At 70.1% G+C, this 24,262-nt stretch carries 27 protein-coding genes; 13 read left to right on the top strand and 14 right to left on the bottom strand.

Going from position 1 to position 24,262, the window contains the following annotated elements; all coding sequences use genetic code 11:
• Positions 1-15: 15 nt before the first annotated feature.
• Together E7Z54_RS20010 and E7Z54_RS20005 are read right to left on the bottom strand one after the other, a co-directional pair.
• Positions 16-1,254: a cytochrome P450 gene (locus E7Z54_RS20010; RefSeq protein ID WP_136436480.1), complete on the bottom strand. Its 1,239-nt coding sequence runs from the start codon at positions 1,252-1,254 to the stop codon at positions 16-18.
• A gap of 28 nt (positions 1,255-1,282) precedes the next feature.
• Positions 1,283-2,518 carry a cytochrome P450 gene (locus tag E7Z54_RS20005; RefSeq protein WP_136436479.1) on the bottom strand — a complete coding sequence of 412 codons (1,236 nt, stop codon included), beginning with the start codon at positions 2,516-2,518 and terminating at the stop codon, positions 1,283-1,285.
• 129 nt (positions 2,519-2,647) lie between these two features.
• On the opposite strand from E7Z54_RS20005, the gene E7Z54_RS20000 reads away from it, so the two are divergent.
• The gene (locus E7Z54_RS20000) at positions 2,648-3,811 is read left to right on the top strand and encodes a steroid 3-ketoacyl-CoA thiolase (protein ID WP_136436478.1); all 1,164 of its coding nucleotides are present in this window, start codon (positions 2,648-2,650) and stop codon (positions 3,809-3,811) included.
• Positions 3,812-3,880: 69 nt separating this feature from the next.
• Here E7Z54_RS20000 and E7Z54_RS19995 read toward each other — a convergent pair whose 3' ends face one another.
• From E7Z54_RS19995 to E7Z54_RS19985, 3 genes are all read right to left on the bottom strand, one after another.
• Positions 3,881-5,122, bottom strand: coding sequence for a cytochrome P450 (locus E7Z54_RS19995; RefSeq protein ID WP_136436477.1), 1,242 nt, complete (start codon positions 5,120-5,122; stop codon positions 3,881-3,883).
• An 87-nt stretch (positions 5,123-5,209) separates the two neighbouring features.
• The gene (locus E7Z54_RS19990) at positions 5,210-6,097 is read right to left on the bottom strand and encodes an SDR family oxidoreductase (protein ID WP_136436476.1); all 888 of its coding nucleotides are present in this window, start codon (positions 6,095-6,097) and stop codon (positions 5,210-5,212) included.
• Positions 6,094-6,891: an SDR family oxidoreductase gene (locus tag E7Z54_RS19985; protein ID WP_136436475.1), complete on the bottom strand. Its 798-nt coding sequence runs from the start codon at positions 6,889-6,891 to the stop codon at positions 6,094-6,096. Before E7Z54_RS19985 ends, E7Z54_RS19990 begins: the two co-directional genes overlap by 4 nt.
• A 106-nt stretch (positions 6,892-6,997) precedes the next feature.
• Here E7Z54_RS19985 and E7Z54_RS19980 point away from each other — a divergent pair, with 106 nt between their 5' ends.
• The 6 genes from E7Z54_RS19980 (at position 6,998) to E7Z54_RS19955 (ending at position 11,299) form a co-directional block, all read left to right on the top strand.
• The gene (locus E7Z54_RS19980; RefSeq protein WP_136436474.1) at positions 6,998-7,771 is read left to right on the top strand and encodes an enoyl-CoA hydratase family protein; all 774 of its coding nucleotides are present in this window, start codon (positions 6,998-7,000) and stop codon (positions 7,769-7,771) included.
• A complete protein-coding gene (locus E7Z54_RS19975) occupies positions 7,768-8,664 on the top strand; it encodes a CoA transferase subunit A (protein ID WP_240769804.1) in 897 nt (298 codons plus the stop codon). The genes E7Z54_RS19980 and E7Z54_RS19975 overlap by 4 nt, the downstream gene beginning before the upstream one ends.
• The gene (locus E7Z54_RS19970; protein ID WP_136436473.1) at positions 8,661-9,434 is read left to right on the top strand and encodes a CoA-transferase subunit beta; all 774 of its coding nucleotides are present in this window, start codon (positions 8,661-8,663) and stop codon (positions 9,432-9,434) included. The genes E7Z54_RS19975 and E7Z54_RS19970 overlap by 4 nt, the downstream gene beginning before the upstream one ends.
• A complete protein-coding gene (locus E7Z54_RS19965) occupies positions 9,431-10,498 on the top strand; it encodes an NAD(P)H-dependent flavin oxidoreductase (RefSeq protein ID WP_136436472.1) in 1,068 nt (355 codons plus the stop codon). The genes E7Z54_RS19970 and E7Z54_RS19965 overlap by 4 nt, the downstream gene beginning before the upstream one ends.
• A 129-nt stretch (positions 10,499-10,627) precedes the next feature.
• A complete protein-coding gene (locus E7Z54_RS19960) occupies positions 10,628-10,972 on the top strand; it encodes a gamma-glutamylcyclotransferase family protein (RefSeq protein WP_136436471.1) in 345 nt (114 codons plus the stop codon).
• 75 nt (positions 10,973-11,047) lie between these two features.
• Entirely contained in the window at positions 11,048-11,299 is a 252-nt protein-coding gene (locus E7Z54_RS19955; RefSeq protein WP_136436470.1) for a hypothetical protein, read from the top strand.
• Between the two features lie 28 nt (positions 11,300-11,327).
• Here E7Z54_RS19955 and E7Z54_RS19950 read toward each other — a convergent pair whose 3' ends face one another.
• From E7Z54_RS19950 to E7Z54_RS19940, 3 genes are read right to left on the bottom strand one after another with little or no spacing between them, the layout of a single operon-like run.
• On the bottom strand, positions 11,328-11,645 hold the full coding sequence (locus tag E7Z54_RS19950) for a DMT family transporter (RefSeq protein ID WP_136436469.1): 318 nt from the start codon (positions 11,643-11,645) through the stop codon (positions 11,328-11,330).
• Entirely contained in the window at positions 11,645-11,995 is a 351-nt protein-coding gene (locus tag E7Z54_RS19945; RefSeq protein WP_136436468.1) for a DMT family transporter, read from the bottom strand. Before E7Z54_RS19945 ends, E7Z54_RS19950 begins: the two co-directional genes overlap by 1 nt.
• Positions 11,992-12,543 (bottom strand): TetR/AcrR family transcriptional regulator, encoded by a 552-nt coding sequence (locus E7Z54_RS19940; protein ID WP_136436467.1) that lies wholly within the window; start codon positions 12,541-12,543, stop codon positions 11,992-11,994. The genes E7Z54_RS19945 and E7Z54_RS19940 overlap by 4 nt, the downstream gene beginning before the upstream one ends.
• Before the next feature lie 63 nt (positions 12,544-12,606).
• On the opposite strand from E7Z54_RS19940, the gene E7Z54_RS19935 reads away from it, so the two are divergent.
• Positions 12,607-14,118: a SulP family inorganic anion transporter gene (locus E7Z54_RS19935; protein ID WP_240769803.1), complete on the top strand. Its 1,512-nt coding sequence runs from the start codon at positions 12,607-12,609 to the stop codon at positions 14,116-14,118.
• A 39-nt stretch (positions 14,119-14,157) separates the two neighbouring features.
• Here E7Z54_RS19935 and E7Z54_RS19930 read toward each other — a convergent pair whose 3' ends face one another.
• Entirely contained in the window at positions 14,158-15,144 is a 987-nt protein-coding gene (locus E7Z54_RS19930; protein ID WP_168798430.1) for a GNAT family N-acetyltransferase, read from the bottom strand.
• Positions 15,145-15,196: 52 nt separating this feature from the next.
• Between E7Z54_RS19930 and E7Z54_RS23525 the strand changes: the two genes are divergently transcribed.
• Both E7Z54_RS23525 and E7Z54_RS19925 read left to right on the top strand, forming a co-directional pair.
• Entirely contained in the window at positions 15,197-15,571 is a 375-nt protein-coding gene (locus tag E7Z54_RS23525; RefSeq protein WP_168798429.1) for a hypothetical protein, read from the top strand.
• Positions 15,572-15,668: 97 nt separating this feature from the next.
• Positions 15,669-16,313, top strand: a complete 645-nt coding sequence (locus E7Z54_RS19925) for a PilZ domain-containing protein (protein WP_206056422.1) — start codon at positions 15,669-15,671, stop codon at positions 16,311-16,313.
• A gap of 8 nt (positions 16,314-16,321) precedes the next feature.
• Here the strand turns inward: E7Z54_RS19925 and E7Z54_RS19920 are convergent, their stop codons facing one another.
• The 5 genes from E7Z54_RS19920 to E7Z54_RS19900 are packed head-to-tail and all read right to left on the bottom strand — an operon-like array spanning position 16,322 to position 20,922.
• Positions 16,322-17,494, bottom strand: coding sequence for an acetyl-CoA C-acetyltransferase (locus tag E7Z54_RS19920; protein WP_136436464.1), 1,173 nt, complete (start codon positions 17,492-17,494; stop codon positions 16,322-16,324).
• 1 nt (position 17,495) lies between these two features.
• Entirely contained in the window at positions 17,496-18,095 is a 600-nt protein-coding gene (locus E7Z54_RS19915; RefSeq protein ID WP_240769802.1) for a TetR/AcrR family transcriptional regulator, read from the bottom strand.
• A gap of 22 nt (positions 18,096-18,117) precedes the next feature.
• A complete protein-coding gene (locus tag E7Z54_RS19910; RefSeq protein WP_136436462.1) occupies positions 18,118-18,921 on the bottom strand; it encodes an SDR family oxidoreductase in 804 nt (267 codons plus the stop codon).
• Complete coding sequence (locus E7Z54_RS19905) at positions 18,921-20,147, bottom strand: acyl-CoA dehydrogenase family protein (RefSeq protein WP_136436461.1); 1,227 nt, start codon at positions 20,145-20,147, stop codon at positions 18,921-18,923. Before E7Z54_RS19905 ends, E7Z54_RS19910 begins: the two co-directional genes overlap by 1 nt.
• Positions 20,148-20,184: 37 nt before the next feature.
• Entirely contained in the window at positions 20,185-20,922 is a 738-nt protein-coding gene (locus tag E7Z54_RS19900; protein WP_136436460.1) for a glucose 1-dehydrogenase, read from the bottom strand.
• Between the two features lie 128 nt (positions 20,923-21,050).
• Here E7Z54_RS19900 and E7Z54_RS19895 point away from each other — a divergent pair, with 128 nt between their 5' ends.
• The 3 genes from E7Z54_RS19895 to E7Z54_RS19885 form a co-directional block, all read left to right on the top strand.
• Entirely contained in the window at positions 21,051-22,607 is a 1,557-nt protein-coding gene (locus E7Z54_RS19895) for a FadD3 family acyl-CoA ligase (RefSeq protein WP_136436459.1), read from the top strand.
• Positions 22,607-23,752: an acyl-CoA dehydrogenase family protein gene (locus E7Z54_RS19890; protein WP_136436458.1), complete on the top strand. Its 1,146-nt coding sequence runs from the start codon at positions 22,607-22,609 to the stop codon at positions 23,750-23,752. The genes E7Z54_RS19895 and E7Z54_RS19890 overlap by 1 nt, the downstream gene beginning before the upstream one ends.
• Positions 23,753-23,923: 171 nt before the next feature.
• On the top strand, positions 23,924-24,262 hold a 339-nt coding region (locus E7Z54_RS19885), incomplete at its 3' end, for an acyl-CoA dehydrogenase family protein (RefSeq protein ID WP_136436457.1).

Genomic DNA, 24,262 nt, shown 5'->3' with positions numbered 1-24,262 from the left:
CGAAATGGCGAAGCCTCACCCGTAGCGGACCTGGAGGTCCTTGATCCCGTTGATCCACCCGTGCCGCAGCCGCTTCGGCTGGTCCAGCTTGGTGATCCCGGGGGCGTGGTCGGCCAGCGCGTTGAAGATCATCCAGATCTCCTGGCGCGCCAGGTTGGCGCCGAGGCAGTAGTGCGCCCCATGCCCGCCGAAGGCGACGTGCGGGTTGGGGTCGCGGGTGATGTCGAGGCGGAACGGGTCCTCGAACACATCCTCGTCGAAGTTCGCGGAGGCGTAGAACATGCCGACCCGCTGGCCCCGCCGCACGGGCACTCCCCCGACCTCCACGTCGTTCAGCGCCGTCCGCTGGAACACCGTCACGGGGGTCGCCCATCGCACGACCTCGTCCACCATGGTCTCCGGTCGCTCGTCGAGCCACAGCCGCCACTGCTCGGGATTGTCCAAGAGGGCGTTCATGCCGTGGCTGATCGCGTTCCGCGTCGTCTCGTTGCCGGCGACGGCGAGCATGATCACGAAGTAGCCGAACTCGTCGTCGGTCAGGCCGCGGCCGTCCTTGTCGGCGTTGATCAGCTTGGTGATGATGTCGTCTCGCGGGTTCGCCTGCCGGTCGGCGGCCATGCCCATCGCGTACATCAGCACCTCCGCGGCGGCCTCTTGGCCGTCCACGCCTGCGTAGTCGGGATCCTCGTGCGCCAGCATCGAGTTCGACCAGTGGAACAGCTTCTTCCGGTCCTCCTGCGGGACGCCGAGCAGGTCGGCGATCGCCTGCAGGGGCAGCTCGGCGGCCACCTCCTCGACGAAGTTGCCGGTGCCGCGCTCAACGGCCTCCTTGACGATGCGTACGGCGCGCTCGCGCATGATGTCCTCGAGCTGCTGGATCGCCCGGGGCGTGAAGCCGCGGGAGACGATGTGCCGCATCGCCGTGTGGTCCGGCGGGTCCTGGTTGAGGATCATCACCCGCTGGAGCTCGATATCGTCACGGGTCATGCCCGCGGCGAACCGGATGATGGCGCCGTTCTCGGCCGAGGAGAAGTCCTTGCTGTTCTTGGAGACGGCGGCGACCTCGGCATGCTTGGTGAGCGCCCAGTAGCCGCTGCCCGACTCCGGTGCGAAGCCGTCGTACGAGCCGGGCTGCTGCTCGATCCAGGTCACCGGCGCGCTCTGCCTGAGCGCACGGAACTGCTCGTGCGGCAGTGCCGACCAGTTGACGTCGGGGTCGGTGAAGTCGAAGCCAGGGGGCAGTGCGACGGTCAACGCGGTCTCCTTGTCGGGGACAGGCCGGCTACTTGTAGCTGACCTGCAGCTCCTTGATGGCGTTCAGCCAGCCCGACCGCAGTCGACGCGGCTCGCCGGCTTGGCTGATGTCCGGCGCGATGTCGGCCAGTGCGTCGAAGATCAGCTTGATCTCCATCCGCGCGAGGTTCGCGCCGATGCAGTAGTGGGCGCCGTGTCCGCCGAAGGCCACGTGCGGGTTCGGGTCGCGGAGGACGTCGAACCTGAACGGGTCCTCGAAGACCGCCTCGTCGAAGTTCGCCGAGGCGTAGAAGAGACCGACCCGGTCACCCTTCGCGATCGGCTGGCCGGCGAGCTGGGTGTCCTGCCTGGCGGTGCGCTGGAAGACCGTGATCGGGGTCGCCCAACGGATCACCTCGTCGATCATCGTGTCCGGCCGCTCCGCCTTCCACAGCTCCCACTGGTCGGGGTGCTGGAAGAACGCGTGCATCCCGTGGCTGATCGCGTTGCGGGTCGTCTCGTTGCCGGCCACGGTCAGCAGGATCACGAAGAAGCCGAACTCATCGTTGGTGAGGGCTCCGTGGGCGTCGTCCTCGCCGGCGTGGATCAGCTTGGTGACGATGTCGTCCTGAGGGTTCGCGCGCCGGTCGTTGGCCAGCGCGTCGAAGTACGCGAGGATCTCCATGGACGCGATCGCCGGGTCGATCTCGAAGTCCGGGTCGTCGTAGGCCATCATCTGGTTGGACCATTCGAAGAGCTTCTTGCGGTCCTCCTGGGGCACGCCGAGGAAGTCCGCGATCGCCTGGAGCGGAAGCTCCGCGGCCAGGTCCTCGACGAAGTCGCCCGAGCCCTTGGCCACCGCCTCCTCGACGATCCGGTGGGAGCGCTCCTGGAGGTCCTCCTTGAGTCCTGCGATCGCGCGCGGGGTGAAACCACGGGAGACGATGCCCCGCATCTTGGTGTGGTCGGGTGGGTCGTGGTGGATCAGCATCGCGCGCTGGACCTCGACCTGGTCGCGCGTCATGTCCGGCGCGAATCGGATGATCACGCCGTTCTCGGCCGTCGACCAGTTCTCGTTGTCCTTCGAGACGTCGCGGACCTCCTGGTGCCGCGTGCACGCCCAGTAGCCCGAGCCGAAGAAGCCGGCGCGCGCCTCCGGCACCTGCTCGACCCAGTGGATCGGCTCGGTCGCGCGGAGCGCACGGAACTCATCGTGCGGCAGCGCAATCGCGTTGATGTCGGGGTCCGTCGGGTCCCAGCCCTGCGGGATGAGGCGGTCGGTCACGCATCGAACCTTTCGGTGGGCGGCACTGCAACACGTTCTAGTTGGCCACACTACAAAGCATCGCCCTCTGGCGAAAGGGTTTCGTGGCCAGAACAGGAACGTGTTCTAGTTCGGTGGTAGATTGCGGCCATGGGAACCCCAGTCATCGTGGAAGCCGTCCGCACTCCCCTCGGCAAGCGGAAGGGCTGGCTGGCGGGCCTGCACCCGGCCCAGGCCCTCGGCTTCGTCCAGGCCGAGGTGCTGCGGCGTGCGGGCGTCGATCCAGCGCTCGTCGAGCAGGTGGTCGGCGGCTGCGTCACGCAGGCCGGCGAGCAGTCCAACGACATGGTGCGCCGCGCCTGGCTCCACGCAGGCCTGCCGCAGGCCACCGCGGGCACGGCGATCGACGCACAGTGCGGCTCCGGCCAGCAGGCCGCGCACCTGGTCAACGACATGGTCTCCGCGGGAACCATCGACGTCGGGATCGCCTGCGGCGTCGAGATGATGTCCCGGGTCCCGCTGGGCGGCAACGTGCCACCGGGACTGGGTGACCCGCGGCCCGACGACTGGTCGATCGACATGCCGAACCAGTTCGAGGCTGCCGACCGGATCGCGAGGAACCGAGGGCTCTCCCGCGCCGACCTCGAGGAGCTCGGCCTCCTCTCGCAGGCGCGGGCCAAGGTGGCGGTCGAGGAGGGCCGCTTCAAGCGCGAGATCGCGCCCATCCAGGCACCGCTGCTCGACGACCAGGGCAAGCCGACCGGAGAGACCCGCCTGGTCGACACCGACCAGGGCCTGCGAGACACGACCCGCGAGGGCCTGTCCGGCCTGAAGCCGGTCCTCGACGGGGGCGTGCACACGGCAGGCACGTCCTCGCAGATCTCCGACGGAGCCGCCGCCGTACTGATCATGGACGAGGACAGGGCCAGAGCACTCGGCCTGAGGCCGCGGGCACGGATCGTGTCGCACTGTCTCGTGGGCTCCGACCCCTACTTCCACCTCGACGGGCCGATCGACGCCACCCAGCGGATCCTGGACCGGACGGGCATGACCATCGGCGACTTCGACCTGTTCGAGGTCAACGAGGCGTTCGCGGCCGTGGTCCTGTCCTGGGCCGGGCAGCACCGGGTCGACCTGGACAAGGTCAACGTCAACGGGGGCGCGATCGCGCTCGGCCACCCCGTCGGCGCGACCGGCGTGCGCCTGATCACCACCGCGCTCCACGAGCTGGAGCGCCGTGACCAGACCACCGCCCTGATCTCGATGTGCGCCGGCGGCGCGATGGCGACCGGAACGGTGATCGAGCGCATCTGACGCTCCTACCGCAGCCCCAACGCGAATGGTCGCGATCCGAGGGATCGCGACCATTGCGTTGACCATGCCTCAGCGGTAGGAGACCGGCATCTCCTTCACGCCGTTGATCCACGCGCTGCGCAGCTTCACCGGCTCGCCGAGGAGGCTGATCTTCGCGTCCCGGTCCGCGAGGGCGTTGAAGATCAGCTTCACCTCGAGCCGGGCGAGGTTGGCACCGATGCAGTAGTGCGCACCGTGCCCGCCGAACGCCTGGTGCGGGTTCTCCTCGCGCATGATGTCGAAGGTGAACGGGTCCTCGAACACGTCCTCGTCGAAGTTGGCGCTGGCGTAGAGCAGGCCCACCCGCTGGCCGGCCTTCACCAGCTGGCCGCCGACCTCGACGTCGTTGATCGCGGTGCGCTGGAAGACGGTCACCGGGGTGGCCCAGCGGATGATCTCGTCGACCGCGGTGTCGGGGCGCTCCGCCTTGAAGAGCTCCCACTGGTCCGGATTGTCGATGAACGCCTTCATCCCGTGCGTGATCGCGTTGCGCGTGGTCTCGTTGCCGGCGACCGCGAGCAGGATCATGAAGAACCCGAACTCGTCGTCGGTCAGACCGTTCCCGTCGACGTCCGCCGTCACCAGCTTCGTGATGATGTCGTCCTGCGGGTTCCGTCGACGCTCGTCGGCGAGCGCCATCGAGTACGCGAGGATCTCCATGAAGGCGGTCATCTGGTCGCCGCCGAGCTCGGGGTCGTCGTACGACAGCATCTGGTTGGACCAGTCGAAGAGCTTGCCCCGGTCCTCCTGCGGCACGCCGAGCAGGTCGGCGATCGCCTGCAGCGGGAGCTCCGCGGCGATGTCGGTGACGAAGTCGCCGCTCTCCTTGGCGAGCGCGTCGTCCACGATCCTCTCCGCACGAGCCTTGAGCTCGTCGTGCAGCGAGGCCACCCCGCGCGGCGTGAAGGCCCGCGAGATGATCTGCCGCAGCTTGGTGTGCTCGGGCGAGTCGTGGTTGATCAGCAGGAACCGGGTCTGCTCCAGCTCCTCACGGGTCATGTCGGGCGCGAAGCGGATGATCACGCCGTTCTCGTAGGTCGAGAAGTCCGCCTGGTTCTTGGAGACCGCAGCGACCTCGGCGTGCTTGCTCAGCGCCCAGAAGCCGGTGTCGAGGAAGCCCGCTCGCGCGCTCGGATCCGGCTGCTCGATCCAGGTCACCGGCGCGGTCCTGCGCAGCGCGAGGAGCTCCTCGTGCGGCATCCGCTCCCGCAGGAGGTCCGGATCGGTGGGATCGAAACCGGCCAGCTCGACGTCGGCGTCGACAACAGTCATGCGAAGGACCTCTCGGGTGCGGCGTCACGGACTTCACCGTGACGCTACACACATTCCGAATAAAACGAAAGCCTTTCGTAACGTGTCTCAGACGCCCACGCCATAGACGGGCTCCGGCCTCGGCGCCTGAGCCAGCAGCTTCCGCAGGGCGGGACCCACCTCGACGGCCGCCCACCGCGTGCCGTTGTCCTGGGACGGGCCGTGGGCCCAGCCGTTCTCGACGGTGATCGTGCTGCCGTCGATCTCGATCACCCGGCCCGTGACGTCGCCCGCGTCCTCGGAGGCCAGCCAGGCGACCACCGGTGAGTTGTCCTCGGGCAAGGCCATCGCCGAGGTGTCGAAGGCACCTTCGGTCATCCGCGTCTTCGCAACGGGGGCGATCGCGTTGACCGTCACGCCGTACCGGCCCAGCTCAGCCGCGGCGACGAGCGTCAGCCCGGCGATACCCGCCTTGGCAGCCGAGTAGGTGCCCTGCCCGATCGAGCCCTGGAGGCCCGCACCCGATGACGTGTTGATGACCCGGGCCGCGCGCTGCCTGCCCTCCTTGGCCTCCGTGCGCCAGTACGCCCCGGCGTGCCGCAGCGGCGCGAAGTGGCCCTTCAGGTGCACGCGGATGACCGAGTCCCACTCCTCCTCGGAGGTGTTGACGAGCATCCGGTCACGCACGAAGCCGGCGTTGTTCACGAGGATGTCGAGCCCGCCGAACGTGTCGATGGCCTGCCGCACCATCGCCTCCGCAGCGGCGAAGTCCGCGACGTCGGCATCGTTGGTCACCGCCTCGCCGCCCATCGCCCGGATCTCGGCGACGACCTCCTCGGCCGGCGTCTCCCCCGTGCCCTCCCCGGCCAGCGAGACGCCGTAGTCGTTGACCACGACCTTCGCCCCCTGCCGCGCGAGCTCCAGCGCGTGGGCGCGTCCGATGCCTCGTCCGGCGCCGGTCACGATCGCGACACGGCCCTCCAGCAGCTTGCTCACTCGGGCTCTCCTTGCTGATGTGCGTTCTGGATGATCTGGGCGTTCTGGGCGATGTACAGGAAGACCGGCTGCTCGCCGCCGCCGTGGCAGGCGACCCGAGCACCCGAGACGTACGACGACAGGTCGCTCGCCAGGAAGGCAGCGAGCCGGCCGATCTCCGCGACGTCGGCCATCCGGCCGAGCGGGATGGTGCGCTCGATCTCGGCGACGGTCGCGTCGCCGCCGTAGTGATCCGCCGTGTCGCTCGTCCGCACCAGGCCGACGTCGATGGCGTTGACGCGGACCCGCGGTCCCCACTCCTGCGCCAGCGAGGTGGTCAGCGCGTCGAGGCCGGCCTTCGCGGCGCCGTAGGCCGCCGTGCCCGGCGAGGGCCGCGTTGCCGAGACCGAGGAGATGTTGACGATCGAGCCGCCGCTCGACTGCTGCTGCATCTGCCGGTTCGCCGCCTGGCTGACCAGCAGAGTGGACATCAGGTTGAGGCCGACGATCTTGTCGTGAAAGCGCGGCGAGGCCTCCGCCGCCATGGCGTACGGCGCTCCGCCGGCGTTGTTGACGACGACATCGAGCGCGCCGTGCGCGGCGACGATGTCCGCGACCAGCGCCTCCACCGACGCGGGCTCCCGCACGTCGCAGGTGCGGTGCGTGGCGCCTGCAGGTGGCTCTGCCTCACTGCGTCCACAGGTGACCACGGTCGCGCCCGCCTCGAGCAGCACCTCCGCGATCCCGCGCCCGATGCCCCGAGCGCCACCCGTGACGAGGGCGACCCGCCCGGACAGATCGAGTGCCAGCACCATGGCCCACACCCTACCAAGCAAATGCTTGGTAGGCTTCGAGACGCCGCCACCGAAGGCAGACGCCGCCGCGACACCCCGGCGGCTCCTCAACCACCGAAGGAGTGCGATGACAGTCACCAGCGAGCTGCGCAGCGACGGCATCCGCGTCGTGACGATGAACGCTCCCCCGGTCAACGCGCTCACCGTCCAGGGTTGGTTCGACGTGGCCGCGGCGCTCGACGAGGCCAGCAGGGACATGGCGACCCACGTGGTGGTCCTGCGCGCAGAGGGCAAGGGCTTCAACGCGGGCGTCGACATCAAGGAGATGCAGCGCACGAGCGGCTTCGAGGCGCTGATCGGCGCCAATCGAGGCTGCTTCGCCGCGTTCAAGGCGGTCTACGAGTGCGCGGTCCCGGTGGTGGCGGCCGTCAACGGCTTCTGCGTCGGCGGCGGGGTGGGCCTGGTCGGCAACGCCGACTGCATCGTGGCGAGCGACGACGCGTACTTCGGCGTCCCCGAGGTCAACCAGGGCGCCCTCGGCGCAGCGACCCACATGGCACGCCTGGTCCCCCAGCACATGATGCGGATGCTGTACTTCACCGCGCGGACGATCAAGGCTGCCGACCTGGTGCAGTTCGGCTCGGTGCTCGAGGTGGTCCCCCGCGACCGGCTCGACGCGGCCGCGCTCAACGTCGCCGGCGAGATCGCCGCCAAGGACACCCGGGTGATCCGCGCCGCGAAGGAGGCGCTCAACGGGATCGACCCGATCGATGTCAACAAGTCCTACCGGTTCGAGCAGGGCTTCACCTTCGAGCTCAACCTCGCCGGCGTCAGCGATGAGCTCCGTGACGAGTTCGCCGGGACCAGCAAGGCAACCGACAAGAGTGGGGGCAGCAAGTGAGCCGCAAGCCGCGCGACAAGCGGATGTCGATCGACGACGTGATCGGCAGCCTGGAGAGCGGGATGACCATCGGCATCGGCGGCTGGGGTCCCCGGCGGAAGCCGATGGCCCTGGTCCGGGCGCTGTACAACTCCGACCTCACGGACCTGACCATCGTCAGCTGGGGCGGCGCCGATGTCGGCCTGCTCGCGCGGGCCGGCAAGATCCGCAAGCTCGTCTACGCGTTCGTGTCGCTGGACTCCGTCCCGCTCGAGCCGAACTTCCAGCGGGCGCGGCAGACCAAGGCCGTCCCCGAGGTGGTCGAGCTCGACGAGGGCATGTTCCAGACCGGGCTGCGCGCGGCGGCACAGCGACTCCCCTTCCTGCCGATGCGCGCGGGGCTCGGCTCGGACGTCCTGGTCAACAACCCCTGGATCCGAACGGTCACCAGTCCGTACCCGGACCCGGACGGCGTGCGGGAGGACCTCGTCGCGGTGCCTGCACTCAACCTGGACGTGGCGCTGGTGCACCTCAACCGTGCGGACATGCACGGCAACGCCGCGTACCTCGGACCGGACCCGTACTTCGACGACCTGTTCGCGATGGCCGCCCAGCGGACCTACGTCAGCGTCGAGCAGGTCCTCGACACTGCCGGCCTGACGGTGGACACGCCCGTCCAGCGCCTCCTGCTGAGCCGGATGATGGTCGAGGGCGTGGTCGAGACGCCCAACGGAGCGCACTTCACGACCTGTACGCCCGACTACGAGCGCGACGAGCGGTTCCAGAGGGAGTACGCCGCGGCCGCCGGCGGCTCCGACGAGGACTGGCAGGCGTTCCACGACCGCTTCCTCGCCGGCGACGAGGCGTCGTACCAGGCAGCCGTGAAGGCATTCCACGAGGAGAGCGACCGATGACCGACTGGACCCGCGCGGACGTCTGCGCTGCCGCGATCGCCGACGCGTTCAGCCAGGACGGCGAGATCTTCGCCAGCCCGATGGGGCTGCTGCCGACTCTCGGCGTCCGGCTCGCGAAGCTGACGTCCAACCCCGACCTGGTGATCAGCGACGGAGAGTCGCTCTTCCTCGGCGGCGTGCCACCACTGGGGGGCACGGACGTGGTCGAGGGCTGGATCCCGTTCCGGCGGGTCTTCGACGTGGTGGCCTACGGCAAGCGCCACGTGATGATGGGCGCGACCCAGGTCGACCGCCACGGCAACCAGAACATCTCCGCGATCGGCGACTTCGCGCAGCCGAAGCGCCAGCTGCTCGGCTCCCGCGGCGCGCCGGGCAACACCGTCAACAACCGCACGTCCTACTGGGTGCCGAAGCACTCGCCCCGGGTCTTCGTCGAGCAGGTCGACATCGTCTCCGGCGTCGGTCCGGCACGGGCGAAGGCCGCCGGCCCGGCGGCGGCACGCTTCAACGACGTCCATCGGATCGTCACCAACCTGGCGGTCCTCGACGTCCGGGGGCCGGCGGACACCGTGCGGCTGCTGAGCGTCCACCCCGGCGTGACGGTCGACGAGGTGGTCGACGCGACCGGCTTCGACCTCGCCGTCCCGGCCGACGTGCCGAGCACCCGCGCCCCGTCGTACGAGGAGCTGATCCTCATCCGCGAGATGCTCGACCCCAAGGGGCTGCGCTTCCGCGAGGTGCCCGACGCCGCAGAGGCGGCGCAGCGGTGATCGAGCAGCTGCTCCGCACCCCGTTCACCGACCTCGTCAAGGTGCCGCACCCGGTCGTGCAGACCGGCATGGGCTGGGTCTCCGGGCCGCGCCTGGTCTCCGGCACCGCGAACGCCGGCGGCCTCGGCATCCTGGCGTCGGCGACGATGACGCTGGAGGAGCTGGAGAAGGCGATCGTCGAGACGAAGAGCCGCACCGACAAGCCGTTCGGCGTGAACCTCCGCGCCGACGCCACCGACGCGCCCACGCGGTGCCGGCTGCTCATCGAGTACGACGTCAAGGTGGCCTCGTTCGCGCTCGCACCCAAGCCGGAGCTGATCGCGACGCTCAAGGAGCACGACATCGTCGTGATGCCCTCGGTCGGCGCGGCCAAGCACGCGAAGAAGGTCGCCTCGTGGGGCGCCGACGCGGTGATGGTGCAGGGCGGCGAGGGCGGGGGCCACACCGGTCCGATCCCGACCACGCTGCTGCTGCCGACCGTCCTCGACGCCGTGGACATCCCGGTCATCGCTGCCGGCGGGTTCTTCGACGGGCGAGGGCTCGCGGCCGCGATCTCCTATGGCGCCGCCGGCATCGGCATGGGCACCCGGTTCCTGCTGACCAGGGACAGCGCGGTCCCCGACGCGGTCAAGCAGCTCTACCTCGACCGCGGCCTCACCGACACCGTGGTGACCGCGAAGGTCGACGGGATGCCGCACCGGATGCTGCGCACCGACCTGGTCGAGCAGCTCGAGGAGTCCAGCCTCGTGCGGCGGATGGGACCGACCCTGCGCCGTACCCTGGAGTTCAAGCGGACCTCCGGCATGTCCTGGGTCGAGCTGCTCAGGGACGGCCGCGAGATGAGGAGGCAGCAGGGCCGCACGCTCGGCCAGATGGCGCTCGCCGCCAACACCCCCACGATGCTGCGCGCCGGACTCGTCGAGGGCGACACCTCGGCCGGCGTGCTCGCCAGCGGTCAGGTCGTCGGTGTGATCGACGACCTGCCGACGTGTGAGGAGCTGATCGACCGAGTCGTCACGCGGGCCGCGGAGGAGCTGCGCCGGGCGGGGTCGTACCTGGTCTGAGCATGCCGGCGCCCCGGTGCAGAGCGCCTGGAGAGAACTGATGCTCCTCCCGGCCGTCACGTCGCCGCGGTCACCAGCTGGTGCGCGCTGCTCCCGTGAGCGAAGCGGCCTGCGTTCTACGATGCGGGCGTGGAGCATCGCGTTTTCTCATACGGCACCCTGCGCCAGGCCGACGTTCAGCAGGCCGTGTACGGACGGGCGGTTCCGACGGTCGCCGACACTCTTCCCGGGTTTCGACTCGACTGGATCACGATCACCGATCCGGTGGTGATTGCGGCGAGTGGATCGGATCGCCACCCCATCCTCCGCCGTGGCCCTGCGACGGGCTCGGTGGACGGCTCCTACCTGACGCTCAACGCCGACGAGCTCGCAGCGACCGACGACTACGAGGTCGACGACTACGTCCGGGTTGAAGTGACGCTCGGCAGTGGGGCGACCGCATGGGTCTACGTCGCTGCGGCGGACGCGAGCTGAGCTGCGGGCGGTTCTGACCTCCACTGTCGGAGGGTGCGGCTAGGGTCTCTCAGGTGACCAGCCGATGAGCAAGCCATGAGCAAGATGGACGCCCTGCGCGCGATGCGCGAGGCGCGCTACGCGCAGGACCAGGCCCGCGCCGCCCAGCGCAGCGCCCCGCCGAGGGTGAGGCCGCAGCCGACGCCGAGGCCGGCCGAGGCGTCGACGCCACCGGCCCACGACGCCGAAGCGCAGCCCGACGACGAGCTCTGCGGCCACCGGAACATGAGCGGCCGCACCTGCACCCGCGAGCGCGGGCACGCCGCGAAGAGTCACCGCTACTCCTGACCTGGGTGATCCGCACGGCGCGAGCGGATCAGTGGGCGCCCAGCTCGACCACCAGCACCCCGGTCGCGATGAGGGTGATGCCGGCGACCATCAGTGGCGTCAGCGGCTCCTTGAAGAGGACCCGCGACGCGATGGACGTGAGCGCCACTCCGACGGCTGCCCAGATGCCGTAGGCGACCCCCAGAGCCAGTCCTTCGTCGAGCGCAAGGGCCAGCGCGGCGAAGGCCGCGACGTAGCCGACGGCGACAGCGGTGTACCAGGCTCGTCGGCCGGTCGCGGCCATGCGGAGCGAGAGAGTGCCGAGCACCTCGAACAGGATCGCTCCGGCGAGGAGCAGCCACTGCATCAGATCGCTCCGCTCTCGATCCGGGCGCGCGCGCCCTCGGCGCCGATCTCGACCATCAGCACACCCCCGATGATCATGGCCAGCCCGACCCCCATGACGGCAGTGAGCGGCTCGCCGTAGATGGCGGCGGACAGGACGGCGGTGCTGGCCACGCCCAGGGCCGCCCAGATGCCGTAGGCGACACCGAGACCCATGCCGCGCCGGAGGACCGCCGCGAGCAGGACGAACGACGCCAGGTAGCCGACGGCAACCACCGCGTAGAGGACGGGTCGGTCGAGCGCCGCCTTCAGCGAGAGCGTGGCCGTGACCTCGCTGGCGATCGCACAGCCGAGCAGCAGCCACTTCGTCATGCCTGGACCCCGTCGAGCAGCTCGAGGACGGCGGCGAGCAGCGCAGCCCGGTCGCGGGCGGGAACCGGAAGGATCCCGGTGACGTCGGCGAACCAGCAGCCGTCCGCCACGAGCCGGACGGCGGTGAGGCGAGCCCGATCGGTCTCGGGCACGGAGGCGGGGATCTCCAGCCAGGGGCGCAGGCGCTCGGACCATCGCTGCGTCATCCGCTGGCGCAGTCGCGGGTCGGTGAGCATGAGGAGATCCGCGGCATCGTGCTCGTAGTCGACCGCCCATCGCGCATAGGCGGCCAGGCGCTCCCTGACCGAGGTCCGGTCAGCGGGCTCCGGAACCAACTGCTCGAGCTCACGCTCGCAGTCGTCGAGTCGGTGCTCGACGAGTGCGCTCATCAGCGCTTCCTTCGTCGCGAAGTGGTACATCAGGCCGGGCTTGGTCACACCGGCCGCCCTGGCCACCGAGTCGAGGGAGATCGCACCGCCGTCGCGGAGGAAGCCCAACCCGGCGTCGAGGATCGCGGTCCTCTGGGAGGGGCGGTGCGCAGCGGGCATGAGAGTTACTTTACCAGATGGTCAAGTAACAAGGATCGGTCCTCGAATGCGTAGCCTTCACCGGTGACCAGGACTGCCACGTACCCGCACCATCCCGCCGAACCCTCAGTGATGACGGCTCTCCGGTCGCCGCGGCAACTGCGCATCGAGGTGTTGGCCGGGCTCGTGGTCGCGCTCGCCCTGATCCCCGAGGCGATCTCGTTCTCGATCATCGCCGGTGTCGACCCCCGCGTCGGCCTGTTCGCGTCGTTCACCATGGCGGTCGCGATCTCGTTCCTCGGCGGCCGGCCCGCCATGATCTCCGCAGCGACGGGCGCGATCGCCCTGGTCATCGCCCCGGTGATGCGCGACTACGGCTACGACTACCTGATCGCCACCGTGCTCCTCGGCGGCGCCATCCAGGTCGCGCTCGCCCTGGCCGGTGTGGCGAGGCTGATGCGGTTCATCCCGCGCTCGGTGATGGTCGGCTTCGTCAACGCGCTGGCGATCCTGATCTTCGAGGCCCAGCTCGACCACATGATCGACGTGCCCTGGCTTGTCTACGTGATGATCGCCGTCGGCCTCGCCGTGATCGTCGGGTTCCCGCGCGTCACCAAGGTGATACCGGCTCCCCTGGTCGCGATCGTCGCCCTCACCGCGTTCACGATCATCGGCGCCATCAACGTGCCCGACGTCGGGGACGAGGGCGACCTGCCCGACAGCCTCCCCACCCTCTTCCTCCCCGATGTGCCGCTGACGCTGGACACCCTGGAGATCATCGCGCCCTACGCGCTCGCCATGGCGCTCGTCGGCATCCTGGAGTCCCTGCTGACCGCGAAGCTGGTCGACGACATCACCGACACCCACTCCGACAAGACCCGCGAGGCGTGGGGTCAGGGCGGGGCCAACCTCATCACGGGGTTCTTCGGCGGGATGGGTGGCTGCGCCATGATCGGCCAGACCATGATCAACGTGAAGGTGTCCGGGGCGCGCACTCGGATCTCCACGTTCCTGGCCGGCGTCTTCCTGCTGATCCTGGTCGTCGGCTTCGGCGACGTCGTCGCGCTGATCCCGATGGCGGCACTCGTCGCGGTGATGATCATGGTCTCGGTCGGCACCTTCGACTGGCACTCGGTCCGGCCAGCCACCCTGCGCCGGATGCCCAAGTCGGAGACCACCGTCATGCTCTCCACCGTCATCGTCACCGTCCTCAGCCACAACCTCGCGATCGGCGTGGCCGTCGGCGTCCTGGTCGCGATGACCCTGTTCGCGCGCCGCGTCGCCCACGTGACCGCCACCGACCGCGAGCTCGTCGAGGACGAGCACGGCAACGTCACCGCCGTCTACCGGGTCACCGGCGAGCTCTTCTTCGCGTCCAGCAACGACCTCTACACGCAGTTCGAGTACGCCGACGACCCGGACCGGGTCGTCATCGACCTGTCGGCGTCCCACATCTGGGACGCATCCACCGTCGCGTCGCTCGATGCCATCACCACCAAGTACGAGCGCAAGGGCAAGGCGGTCGAGATCGTCGGCCTCAACGAGGCGAGCGCCGACCGGCACGGGCGACTCACCGGGCAGCTGCCCGCCCACTGACCGCGGCGAACGCTCATCCGTCGTCGCACCCCGACACGGCTACAGCGCGCGCTGGTAGGAGTACTCGCGGCCCATGACCCGGTAGCCCAGGAGCTCGTTGACGCCGATCATGTGGTCGTTGGACTCGGCGTTCCAGGTGTCGACGGTCTCTACCTGTGGCTCGGCCTCGCGGATCCAGCGCATCGTCGCGACCTTGAGCAGCAGGCCGAGCCGGTGCCCACGGTGGACGCGCATCACCGAGGTGTCGTGCTGCTCCCCCCACGTGGGCTCGTCAGCCGACACCACCACCACGGTCTGCGCGGCAAGCGACGCACTCGGGACATGCCGCGCCACCATCCGATACAGCCGCTCGTCGCGTCCCGCGACGGCGGTCTCGTACGCCGCCATCCGCTCCGCGGTGAAGACCTCGTCCTCAATGTCGAGGTCGTCGTGCGGGGCATCGTTGATCGCCGACGCCATCTCGGCGAGCTCGTCGAGCCGCTCGGCCGGCGTCGCCCCGCGCCAGCGCTCCAGCTCGTAGTCGGTCGCGTGGGCGACCGCCTCGTCGTACCGCCGGTCGAGCTCCGCCCAGTCGACGTCCGCCAGGAACTGGCGCCGGTTGATCGCCGCCAGCTTGCGCTCGAAGCCGTGGCGCTTGGCGAACGCCGCCGCGGCGTCGGCCTCCCACCCCCCGATGCCGACGCTGGTCCTGCCGCGTCGGCCTGCCTCGTCGAGCAGCACCTCCAGGATCGCGCTGCCGTGCCCGTGGCGCCGATGCTCCGGATGCACCTGCACGCCCAGCCAGGCGAGGTGGAGGTTGTCCCGCTCACTGGTGGCGACGGTGCCTGCACCGACGACTCGGCCGTCTCGGCGGGCGAGATAGGGGGTCGAGGGCTCGCCGTCCCAGCCATGCCGGAACTGCGCGGCCGCCAGCTTCGCGGTGACCGGGCGCTGCCATGGGGCGTCGTGGCGCGCGACCGCGTTCGCCAGGTCGGCCCAGGCCTCGAGCTCGGCCGCGTCGTCGGGACCGAAGGGGGCGATGTCCATACCACCAGCATGGGGTGACCCGACGAGGGGTTCCACTGGATATTGTGACCGCGTGAGCCAGCAGCCGCCGTCGGGATCCCAGAGCGGTTCTCCCACCACGACGCGCCGGCACCTGATGGACCCCACCGCACCGCGGCGGCCACCCGCTCCCGAGGACCATGCCCGACTGCAGCGAGTGCAGCGCCGGGTGGTCTCGGTCCTGGTGATCACCACCGTCCTGCACCTGGTGGCCGGGCTCGTCATCGCCGCCGAGCACGTCCCCGAGGACCGGATCGACGCGAAGGTCGCCCTGAACCTGATCGCCGCCGCCTTCATGGTCGGCGGCATCGCAGGCACGCTCGCGATCAACGGGCGCACGCTCCGCTCTCCCTGGCTACTACTCGGGCTGGTCCCCGGGGTCGTGGGGATCTGGTGGACCTGCTTGTGATCGGGTCGCTCAGATGAGGCGGCGCCGTGCCGACAGGTCGTACATGCGTGCGACTTTGCGGCCCCGCGGGACCGGGTCCCACCCTCACCCCGAGGTGATGCAGACCGTCGAGCTGACCGTACGTCGCACTGTGGGTCGCTCGCTCGTTTTCCAGACGAAGGTCCTCGAGGTCGACGCGAACCGGGACGATCCGACGATCGTGGTCGCCTGCCCCGAGGGCCTGGATCCCCTGGAGCACCACTTCGACGCGTCGATCGCCTGGACCTCTGCGCTCGGACGGATGGAATACGCCGTGACGACCCGACCGGAGCGACGTGGCAGGGGCCGGGTCTGGCTGCTCACCTTGACCGGACCTTTGACCGGCGTCCAGAAGCGTGAGTACTTCCGCGCCGACGTGTCCATACCGGTCGTGGTGAGCTGGACCGACGGACCACCCGCCGTCTCAGCCTCGACCAACGGCACCGAGCCGCAGACCCACCGCCTGGCCGGCGTCGTGCTCGACCTGAGCGAAGGAGGGGTGCTCGCCTCCGTGTCCGGCGTCCCGCCCCCTGTCGGCACCCAGGTCCAGTCCGTGCTGCGTATCGACGACGACGAGATCGTCCATGCCGCGACCGTCGTGCGGCACGTCAGCCTCGCCGGCGGCACCGGCGTGGCTCTCGCGTTCGCCGACCCGTCGCTGCACGGCGATCGCCTGCGTCAGGTCGCGTTCGAGGCGGAACGCAAGCGACGCAGGGGGGACTGAGCCGCAGCTCAGCCCAGGCGCTCGATGATGGTGACGTTCGCCTGCCCGCCGCCCTCGCACATGGTCTGCAAGCCGTAGCGGCCGCCGGTGCGCTCGAGCTCGTTGAGCATGGTCGTCATCAGGCGGGTCCCGGTGGCTCCGATGGGATGGCCCAGTGCGATGCCGCCGCCGTTGACGTTGACCTTGTCGTGCGGTGCTCCGGTCTCCTTCATCCATGCCAGGACGACCGACGCGAACGCCTCATTGCACTCGAACAGGTCGATGTCGTCGATCGACATCCCTGACTTCTCCAGCGCCGCCCTGGTCGCGCCGATCGGGCCCGTGAGCATCCAGACCGGGTCGTCCCCGCGCACGGAGAGATGTACGACGCGGGCGCGAGGCGTCAGCCCGTGCCTCTCCACAGCGGCCTCCGAGGCGATCAGCATCGCCGACGATGCATCGCAGATCTGTGACGCCACCGCGGCGGTGATCCGACCGCCTGGAGCGAGCGGTTCGAGGCCGGCCATCTTCTCCAGCGAGGTCTCCCGCGGGCACTGGTCGGTGTCGACGACCGTGCCGTCCTCGAGGGTCAGGGGCGCGATCTCGTTGGCGAACCGACCCTCGGCGATCGCTGCGCGTGCGCGCTCGTGAGAGGCGAGCGCGAAGGCCTCCATCTCCTCACGCGAGATCTCCCACTTCTCCGCGATCATCTCGGCCGAGCGGAACTGGCTCACCTCCTGGTCGCCGTAGCGCTTCAGCCAGCCCGGAGACTCGGCGAAGGGAGTGGAGAAGCCGTACTGCTGGCCGACGAGCATCGCGGCCGAGATCGGGATCGCGGACATGTTCTGCACGCCGCCGGCCACCACGAGGTCCTGCGTCCCCGACATGACGCCCTGCGCGGCGAAGTGCACCGCCTGCTGCGAGGAACCGCACTGGCGGTCGATGGTCACCCCGGGCACGTGATCCGGCAGGCCCGCCGCCAGCCAGGCCGTGCGAGCCACGTCGCCGGCCTGCGAACCGATGGTGTCGCAGCAGCCGAGGATGACGTCATCGACCGCCCCGGGGTCCACGCCGGTCCGCTCCACCAGGGCAGCGAGGGTGTGGGCGCCGAGGTCGGCGGAGTGCACCCCTGCGAGCGCGCCACCGCGCTTGCCCACCGCGGTTCGCACGGCGTCGACGATGTAGGCGGGGGTCGTGGCCATGTCATCTCCTCCTGGAGGGCTGAGCGATCCCGTCCAGCAGGATCCGTACGTACTGGTCGGCGACGTCGCTGTGGGTGAGCCCGCGTCCGGGTCGGTACCACCGCACGGCGACCCACACGGTGTCGCGGATGAAGCGGTAGGTCAGGGTCACGTCGAGATCGGGACGCAGCACGCCCGTGCGCATGCCCTCCTCGATGAGGGTCACCCAGACCTGCCGGGACTGTGTGTTGCGGTCCGCGAGGTAGCCGAACCGCGAGAAGCTGCCGAGGTGGTCGGCATCGTTCTGGAAGATCGCCACCTCGTGCGGGTGCTTGTCGATCGCCTCGAACGACACCCGCACGGCCCGCTCGAGCTTGGCGCGGGCGTCCTCGGAGCTCGCGAGGATCTCGTCGTACTGGCCGAACAGCTCGTTCTGGAAGGTGGACAGGATCTCGTCCACCATCGACTCCTTGGAGTCGAAGTGGTGGTACAGGCTCCCGGACAGGATTCCGGCCGCGTCGGCGATGTCACGGACGGTGGTGTTGCGGAACCCCTTCTCCGCGAACAGCCGCGCCGCGATGGCGAGCAGCTCCTCGCGCCGGCTCGGCACTGCGGTGCTCACGGTCGCTCCACCGCTCCGGGGCTCAGGCATGCTGGCTGCTCACCGAGATGACCTCGCCGGTCAGGTACGACGCGTAGTCGCTGGCCAGGAACACCATCACGTTCGCCACCTCCCACGGCGCCGCGGCCCGCCCGAATGCCTCGCGCTGCTTGAGCTCCACGAGCAGCTCGGGCGAGGTGACCTTCTCCAGGAACGGGTGCATCGCCAGGCTCGGCGACACCGCGTTGACCCGGATGCCGTGCGGCGCCAGGTCCAGCGCCGCACAGCGCGTCAGCGCCATCACGCCGGCCTTCGCGGCCGCGTAATGCGCCTGGCCCTCCTGGGCCCGCCAGCCGATGACCGAGGCGTTGTTGACGATGACACCCTTCCTGCCCGCCGCCACGAACCGCTGGCCGACCGCACGGGTCGCGCGGAACGTGCCGGTCAGCGTGATGTCGAGGACCCTGCTCCACTCGTCGTCGGTCATGTCGAGGATGCTCGCAGTGCCGCCCAGGCCGGCGTTGTTGACCATCACGTCCACGCCGCCGAACTCCTCGGCCGCGTCGAGGACCGCGGCGATCTGGTCCTCCTGGGTCACGTCGCAGACCAGCTGCCGGACGCGATCGGCGCCGAAGTCGGCGGAGAGCGCCTCCTCCGCCTCCTTCAGCCGACGCTCGTGGGTGTCGCTGAAGACCACGGCCTTCGCGCCCTCCTCGAGGGCCCGCCGTACGACGGCGGCGCCGATGCCGGCTCCGGCCGCCGCCGTCACCACGACGACCTTCCCGGCGAGGAGGTCGTGGCCGGGCACGTAGTCGGGCGTGGGCTGCTCTGCGCGGGTTGCTGTCATCAGGACCCCTTGGGTTCGCGAGGAAGGCCGAGCACACGCTCGGCGAGGATGTTCTTCTGGATCTCGTCGCTGCCGCCGTAGATGGTGTCGGCCCGGGAGAACAGGAAGAGCCGCTGGTGCTCGTCCAGGTCATATCCGCCGGACGACGCCACCTGGTCGTCGGATCGCCGAGCCAGGAGCCCCGAGGGACCGGCCACGTCCATCGCGACCTCGCCCAGGGTGCGGTGCCAGTTGGCCCAGGCGAGCTTGAAGATCGAGTCCGCGCCCGCGACCTGGGGCGTCCTGTCTCCGGGACCGCTCTCGACGAGGGCCAGGGACCGCAGGGCGAAGCTCCTGATCACGGTCAGCTCGGTCTTCAGCCGGGCGAGCCGGTCCCGGACGATCGGGTCGTCGAACGCGCCGTTGTCCTTGGCCCGGGCGACCACGCTGTCGAGCTCACGCGCGAACCCGACGGTCTGCCCCAGCGTCGACACGCCACGCTCGAAGCCCAGCAGGCCCATCGCCACGCTCCAGCCCTGGCCCGGCTCGCCGACGACCATGTCGGCCGCGGTCCGAGCCCCGCTGAAGAAGACCTCGTTGAACTCCGACCCGCCGGTCAGCTGCTCGATCGGCCGGACCTCCACGCCGTCCTGCCTCAGCGGGACCAGGAGGAACGACAGGCCCCGGTGGCGGGTCGACCCGGCTTCGGTGCGGGCGACGACGAAGCACCAGTCGGCCAGGTGGGCCAGCGAGGTCCACACCTTCTGGCCGTCGATCACCCATCCGTCGCCGTCGATCCGGGCCTTCGTCTGCACGTTGGCGAGGTCGGAACCGGCTCCCGGCTCCGAGTAGCCCTGCGCCCACAGCTCCTGTACCGCGACGATCTGCGGCAAGAAGCGCTCCCGCTGGGCCGGGGTGCCGAACGCGATCAGCGTCGGCCCGAGCAGCTGCTCACCGAGGTGGTTGACGCCCGCCGGCGCTTCGGCGCGGGCGTACTCCTCGTGGAAGATGACCTGCTGCCACAGGGACAGCCCGCGGCCGCCGTACTCCCTCGGCCAGCCGAGTGCTGTCCAGCCGTGCTGGGCCAGCAGCCGGTTCCAGGCCAGCCGCTCGTCGTGCGCCTCGTGCTCCCGACCGGGTCCACCGAGCCCGCGCAGGGCGGCCCACTCACCGGTGAGATGGTCGCCGAGCCACTCCCGGATCTCCGCACGGAACGCGCGATCCTCCGCGCTCTCGGTCAGGTCCACGACGACAGTCTACCAAGCAAATGCTTGGTAGGTCAGCCTAGGCCTTGTGCGGGACCTGACTGACCGTGCCACCGTCGATCACGAACTCCGAGCCCGTGGCGTACGACGACTCCTCGCTGGCCAGGAACAGCACGAAGGCGGCCACCTCCTCGGGCCGGCCGGGACGGCCGAGCGGGATCGGGATCATGTCGTCGGGAACCCCCTCGGTGAGAGCGGTGCGGATCAGACCGGGATGGATGGAGTTCACGCGGATCCCGTGCGGAGCGAGCTCCATCGCCACCGACTTGGTCAATCCCCGCAGACCCCACTTCGTGGCGACGTAGCCGTGAACCCAGGGCGTTCCCCGCAGCCCCTCGATCGAGGAGGTGTTGATGATGGAGCCGCCTCCGGCCGCGATCATCGCGTCGGCCGAGGCGCGCATCCCGAGGAACGGGCCGGTGAGGTTCACATCGAGGATCTCCTGCCACCGGTCCATCCTGAAGCTCTGCAGCTGCCCGCCGTTGACGATGCCGGCGTTGTTGACCAGGACGTCGAGCCTGCCGAACCCTTCGGTCGCGCCGCGGACCGCCGCGGTCCAGTCCTCCTCGACCGTGACGTCGAGGTGGACGTAGCGCGCCGGGGGGCCGAGCTCGTCGGCGAGCGCGCTGCCCTCCTCGTCGAGCAGGTCACCGATGACGACCTTGGCACCCTCCGCGACCAGCAACCGTGCGCTGGCTGCGCCGATCCCCCGCGCGCCGCCGCTCACCAGTGCGACCCTGCCGTCCACGCGACCCATCGACCCTGCTCCCCTGCTCTCAGCGCGACGCCCCTGTCGCCGACCGACCCGAGGCGTGGCCAGCCTGCCACACCAAGCAAATGCTTGGTAGGGTCTGGGGACAGGCACTCGGCGAACGTGGAGGAGCGATGGCGGACACGATCCCCACAGCGCTGCGGGCGGCAGCGCAGCAGTACGGCGACAAGCCTGCCTACGTCGAGGGCGACCGCGTGGTCAGCTTCGCCGGCCTGCTCGAGGCGGTGCGGGAGACCGCCCGCGGCTACATGGCCGCCGGGCTCGGGCCAGGAGACCGGCTGGCGCTCTGGGCGCCGAACAGCATCGACTGGGTGGTGGCCGCGCTGGCCGCGACCTACGCCGGCGGCACCCTGGTCCCGCTGAACTCGCGCTACACCGGCCACGAGGCCGCCGACATCGTCGACCGCTCCGGCGCCACGCTGGTGGTCCTCGCCGACGGGTTCCTCGGGCGTTCGCAGGCCAGTGAGCTGCGCGCGGCCTCGCCGCTCGACAACGTGCGCGAGGTGGTCGACATCGCCGACCTGCCCGCGCTCGCCGTACGCGGCGCCGCCGTCGACGCCGGCGAGGTCGAGGCCCGCGCCGACGGCGTCTCGCCCGACGACGTCGCCGACATCCTCTTCACCTCCGGCACCACCGGGCGCCCCAAGGGAGCGATGACCGCCCACCGCCAGACCGTCAACGTGTCGAGGATCTGGGGCGAGATCGGTGGGGTGACCGCGGAGGACCGCTACCTGGTGATCAGCCCCTTCTTCCACTCGTTCGGCTACAAGGTGGGCATCATCACCGGCCTCACGACCGGCACCACGCTCTTCCCGATGGCCACGTTCGACGTCGACCAGGCGTTCGACCTGATCGAGAGGGAGCGGATCAGCGTGCTCCCGGGCGCGCCGACGATCTATCAGTCGCTGCTGACCGCGCCGACGCGTGCCGACCGTGACCTGTCCAGCCTCCGACTGGCGGTGACCGGCGCGGCCGTCGTACCCGTGGTGCTCGTCGAGCAGATGCTGGCCCCGGACGGGCTGGACTTCGACACCGTGGTCACCGCCTTCGGCATGACCGAGGCCGTGGTCGTGACCATGGCCCGTCACGGCGACCCGCCCGAGCTGATCGCAAGCACCTGCGGGCGCGCGATCCCCGGCATGGAGACCCGGATCCTCCGCCCGGCCGGGCGGAGGTCGGACCAGGACGGCCCGGGCGAGCTGCTCGTGCGCGGTGACTTCGTGATGCTCGGCTACCTCGACGACCCCGCCGCGACGGCTGAGGCGATCGACGAGGACGGATGGCTGCACACCGGCGACGTCGGGACTCTCGACGAGCAGGGGAACCTGCGGATCACCGACCGGCTCAAGGACATGTACATCTCGGGCGGCTTCAACGTCTACCCCGCCGAGGTGGAGCAGGCGCTGCTGCGGATGGACGGTGTCGACGACGTCGCCGTGATCGGCGTGCCCGACGACCGGATGGGCGAGGTCGGCAGAGCGTTCGTGGTGGGTGCTGCCGGACCCGACGACGTGATCGCGTTCGCCAGGGAGCGACTGGCCAACTTCAAGGTGCCGCGGTCGGTGGCGAAGGTCGACGCGCTCCCCCGCAACCTCGGGGGCAAGGTGCTCAAGGACCAGCTGCGAGCCGTGGCTGAGGTGCGAGTCCCGAAGCCCCCCAAGGAGATCTGATGGACCTGACCCTGTCCGAGTCGGAGCTCGCCCTCCAGGCCGAGGCCCGCGCATGGCTGGCGGCCAATGTGCCGGCCGAGCCGCTGCAGTCCATGGACACCGAGGCCGGCTGGGCACTTCACCAGGAGTGGGAGGCCCGGCTCGCGGCTGACCGGTGGTCGGTGGTGTCGTGGCCCAGGGAGTACCACGGCCGCGAGGCATCGCTCGTCGAGTGGGTGATCTTCGAGGAGGAGTACTACCGCGCCGGGGCCCCGGGCCGGGTCTCGCAGAACGGGATCTTCCTGCTCGCGCCGATCATCTTCGAGCACGGGACGAAGGAGCAGCAGGACCGCTTCCTGCCGACGATGGCGACCGGCGAGCGGATCTGGGCCCAGTGCTGGAGCGAGCCGGAGGCGGGCTCGGACCTCGCGTCCCTGAAGTCGACCGCCCGCCGCGACGAGGAGCGCGGCGGCTGGGTCCTCAACGGCCAGAAGACCTGGTCGTCCCGCGCGGCCCTCGCCCATTGGGGCTTCGGCCTGTTCCGCTCCGATCCGGAGCAGGTGCGCCACCACGGCCTGACCTACTTCCTGTTCCCGCTGGACGCCGACGGCGTCACCGTCCGGCCGATCGCCCAGCTCGACGGCGAGGCCGGCTTCGCCGAGGTCTTCTTCGACGACGTGTTCGTGCCCGACGCCGATGTCCTGGGCGCACCGGGCGACGGCTGGCGGGTCGCGATGAGCACGGCGGGCAACGAGCGCGGTCTCTCGCTGCGCTCCCCCGGCAGGTTCACCGCTGCCGCGGACCGGCTGCTCGCCCTGTACGCCGATCGCCCGGACCCGCGCCTGGCAGACCGGGTGGTCGATGCCTGGATCAAGGCCGAGGCCTACCGGCTCTACACCTGGGGCACCGTCACCAAGCTGGCGAGCGGTGGCGACATCGGCGCGGCCGGATCGGTCAACAAGGTCTGGTGGAGCGAGCTGGACGTCGACCTCCACGAGGCTGCGCTCGACCTCCTGGGCCCGGAGGCCGAGCTCGGGTCGTCCTGGCTCGACGGCTACACCTTCGCCCTGTCCGGACCGATCTACGCGGGCACGAACGAGATCCAGCGCAACATCATCGCGGAGCGGATCCTCGGTCTGCCCCGCGAGGCGAGGGGAGCCCGGTGAACGCCGCACACGAACGGCCCGCGCGACCGCTGCCGGGCGGACCGAGCCGAGCGCACGGACACAGCGAGGCGAGGGGAGCCCGGTGAACGCCGCACACGAACGGCCCGCGCGACCGCTGCCGGGCGGACCGAGCCGAGCGCACCAACACAGCGAGGCGAAGGGAGCCCACACGTGAGGTTCGAGCTCACCGCCGACCAGCGGGACTTCGCCCGCTCGCTGGACGCGCTGGTCACCGCCAGTGATCCGGTCGGCATCGCCCGGGCGTGGGCGGACGGGGACACCGGCCCCGGTCTCAAGCTGTGGCAGCGGATCGCCGAGCAGGGCGTGCCCGCCCTCCTCGTGCCCGAGGAGTACGGCGGGATGGGCGCCACGCCGGTCGAGATGGTGATCGCCTTCGAGGCGCTCGGGCGTCACGCGGTGACCGGACCCTGGGTGGAGACGGCCGCCTACCTGCCGGCCGCGCTGGCGGACGAGGCGGCGCTCGGCGCGATCGCCGAGGGCGCGGTGGCG

The sequence above is a fragment of the Nocardioides sp. genome, from assembly GCF_004803405.1.
In the GTDB taxonomy this organism is placed as follows: Bacteria; Actinomycetota; Actinomycetes; order Propionibacteriales; family Nocardioidaceae; genus Nocardioides; species Nocardioides vastitatis.
Note: the sequence above shows the minus strand (reverse complement) of the source record. Positions and strands in the feature narration are given on the sequence as shown.

Excerpts from the sequence above, each read along its gene's own strand:
- E7Z54_RS19910 (WP_136436462.1), bottom strand. The coding sequence starts at position 18,921 with ATGACAGCAACCCGCGCAGAGCAGCCCACGCCCGACTACGTGCCCGGC.
- E7Z54_RS19925 (WP_206056422.1), top strand. The coding sequence starts at position 15,669 with ATGCAGACCGTCGAGCTGACCGTACGTCGCACTGTGGGTCGCTCGCTC.
- E7Z54_RS19930 (WP_168798430.1), bottom strand. The coding sequence starts at position 15,144 with ATGGACATCGCCCCCTTCGGTCCCGACGACGCGGCCGAGCTCGAGGCC.
- E7Z54_RS19890 (WP_136436458.1), top strand. The coding sequence starts at position 22,607 with ATGGACCTGACCCTGTCCGAGTCGGAGCTCGCCCTCCAGGCCGAGGCC.
- E7Z54_RS19895 (WP_136436459.1), top strand. The coding sequence starts at position 21,051 with ATGGCGGACACGATCCCCACAGCGCTGCGGGCGGCAGCGCAGCAGTAC.
- E7Z54_RS19955 (WP_136436470.1), top strand. The coding sequence starts at position 11,048 with ATGAGCAAGATGGACGCCCTGCGCGCGATGCGCGAGGCGCGCTACGCG.
- E7Z54_RS19970 (WP_136436473.1), top strand. The coding sequence starts at position 8,661 with ATGACCGACTGGACCCGCGCGGACGTCTGCGCTGCCGCGATCGCCGAC.
- E7Z54_RS19920 (WP_136436464.1), bottom strand. The coding sequence starts at position 17,494 with ATGGCCACGACCCCCGCCTACATCGTCGACGCCGTGCGAACCGCGGTG.
- E7Z54_RS19980 (WP_136436474.1), top strand. The coding sequence starts at position 6,998 with ATGACAGTCACCAGCGAGCTGCGCAGCGACGGCATCCGCGTCGTGACG.
- E7Z54_RS19900 (WP_136436460.1), bottom strand. The coding sequence starts at position 20,922 with ATGGGTCGCGTGGACGGCAGGGTCGCACTGGTGAGCGGCGGCGCGCGG.
- E7Z54_RS20000 (WP_136436478.1), top strand. The coding sequence starts at position 2,648 with ATGGGAACCCCAGTCATCGTGGAAGCCGTCCGCACTCCCCTCGGCAAG.
- E7Z54_RS19945 (WP_136436468.1), bottom strand. The coding sequence starts at position 11,995 with ATGACGAAGTGGCTGCTGCTCGGCTGTGCGATCGCCAGCGAGGTCACG.
- E7Z54_RS19985 (WP_136436475.1), bottom strand. The coding sequence starts at position 6,891 with ATGGTGCTGGCACTCGATCTGTCCGGGCGGGTCGCCCTCGTCACGGGT.
- E7Z54_RS19950 (WP_136436469.1), bottom strand. The coding sequence starts at position 11,645 with ATGCAGTGGCTGCTCCTCGCCGGAGCGATCCTGTTCGAGGTGCTCGGC.
- E7Z54_RS19995 (WP_136436477.1), bottom strand. The coding sequence starts at position 5,122 with ATGACTGTTGTCGACGCCGACGTCGAGCTGGCCGGTTTCGATCCCACC.
- E7Z54_RS19940 (WP_136436467.1), bottom strand. The coding sequence starts at position 12,543 with ATGCCCGCTGCGCACCGCCCCTCCCAGAGGACCGCGATCCTCGACGCC.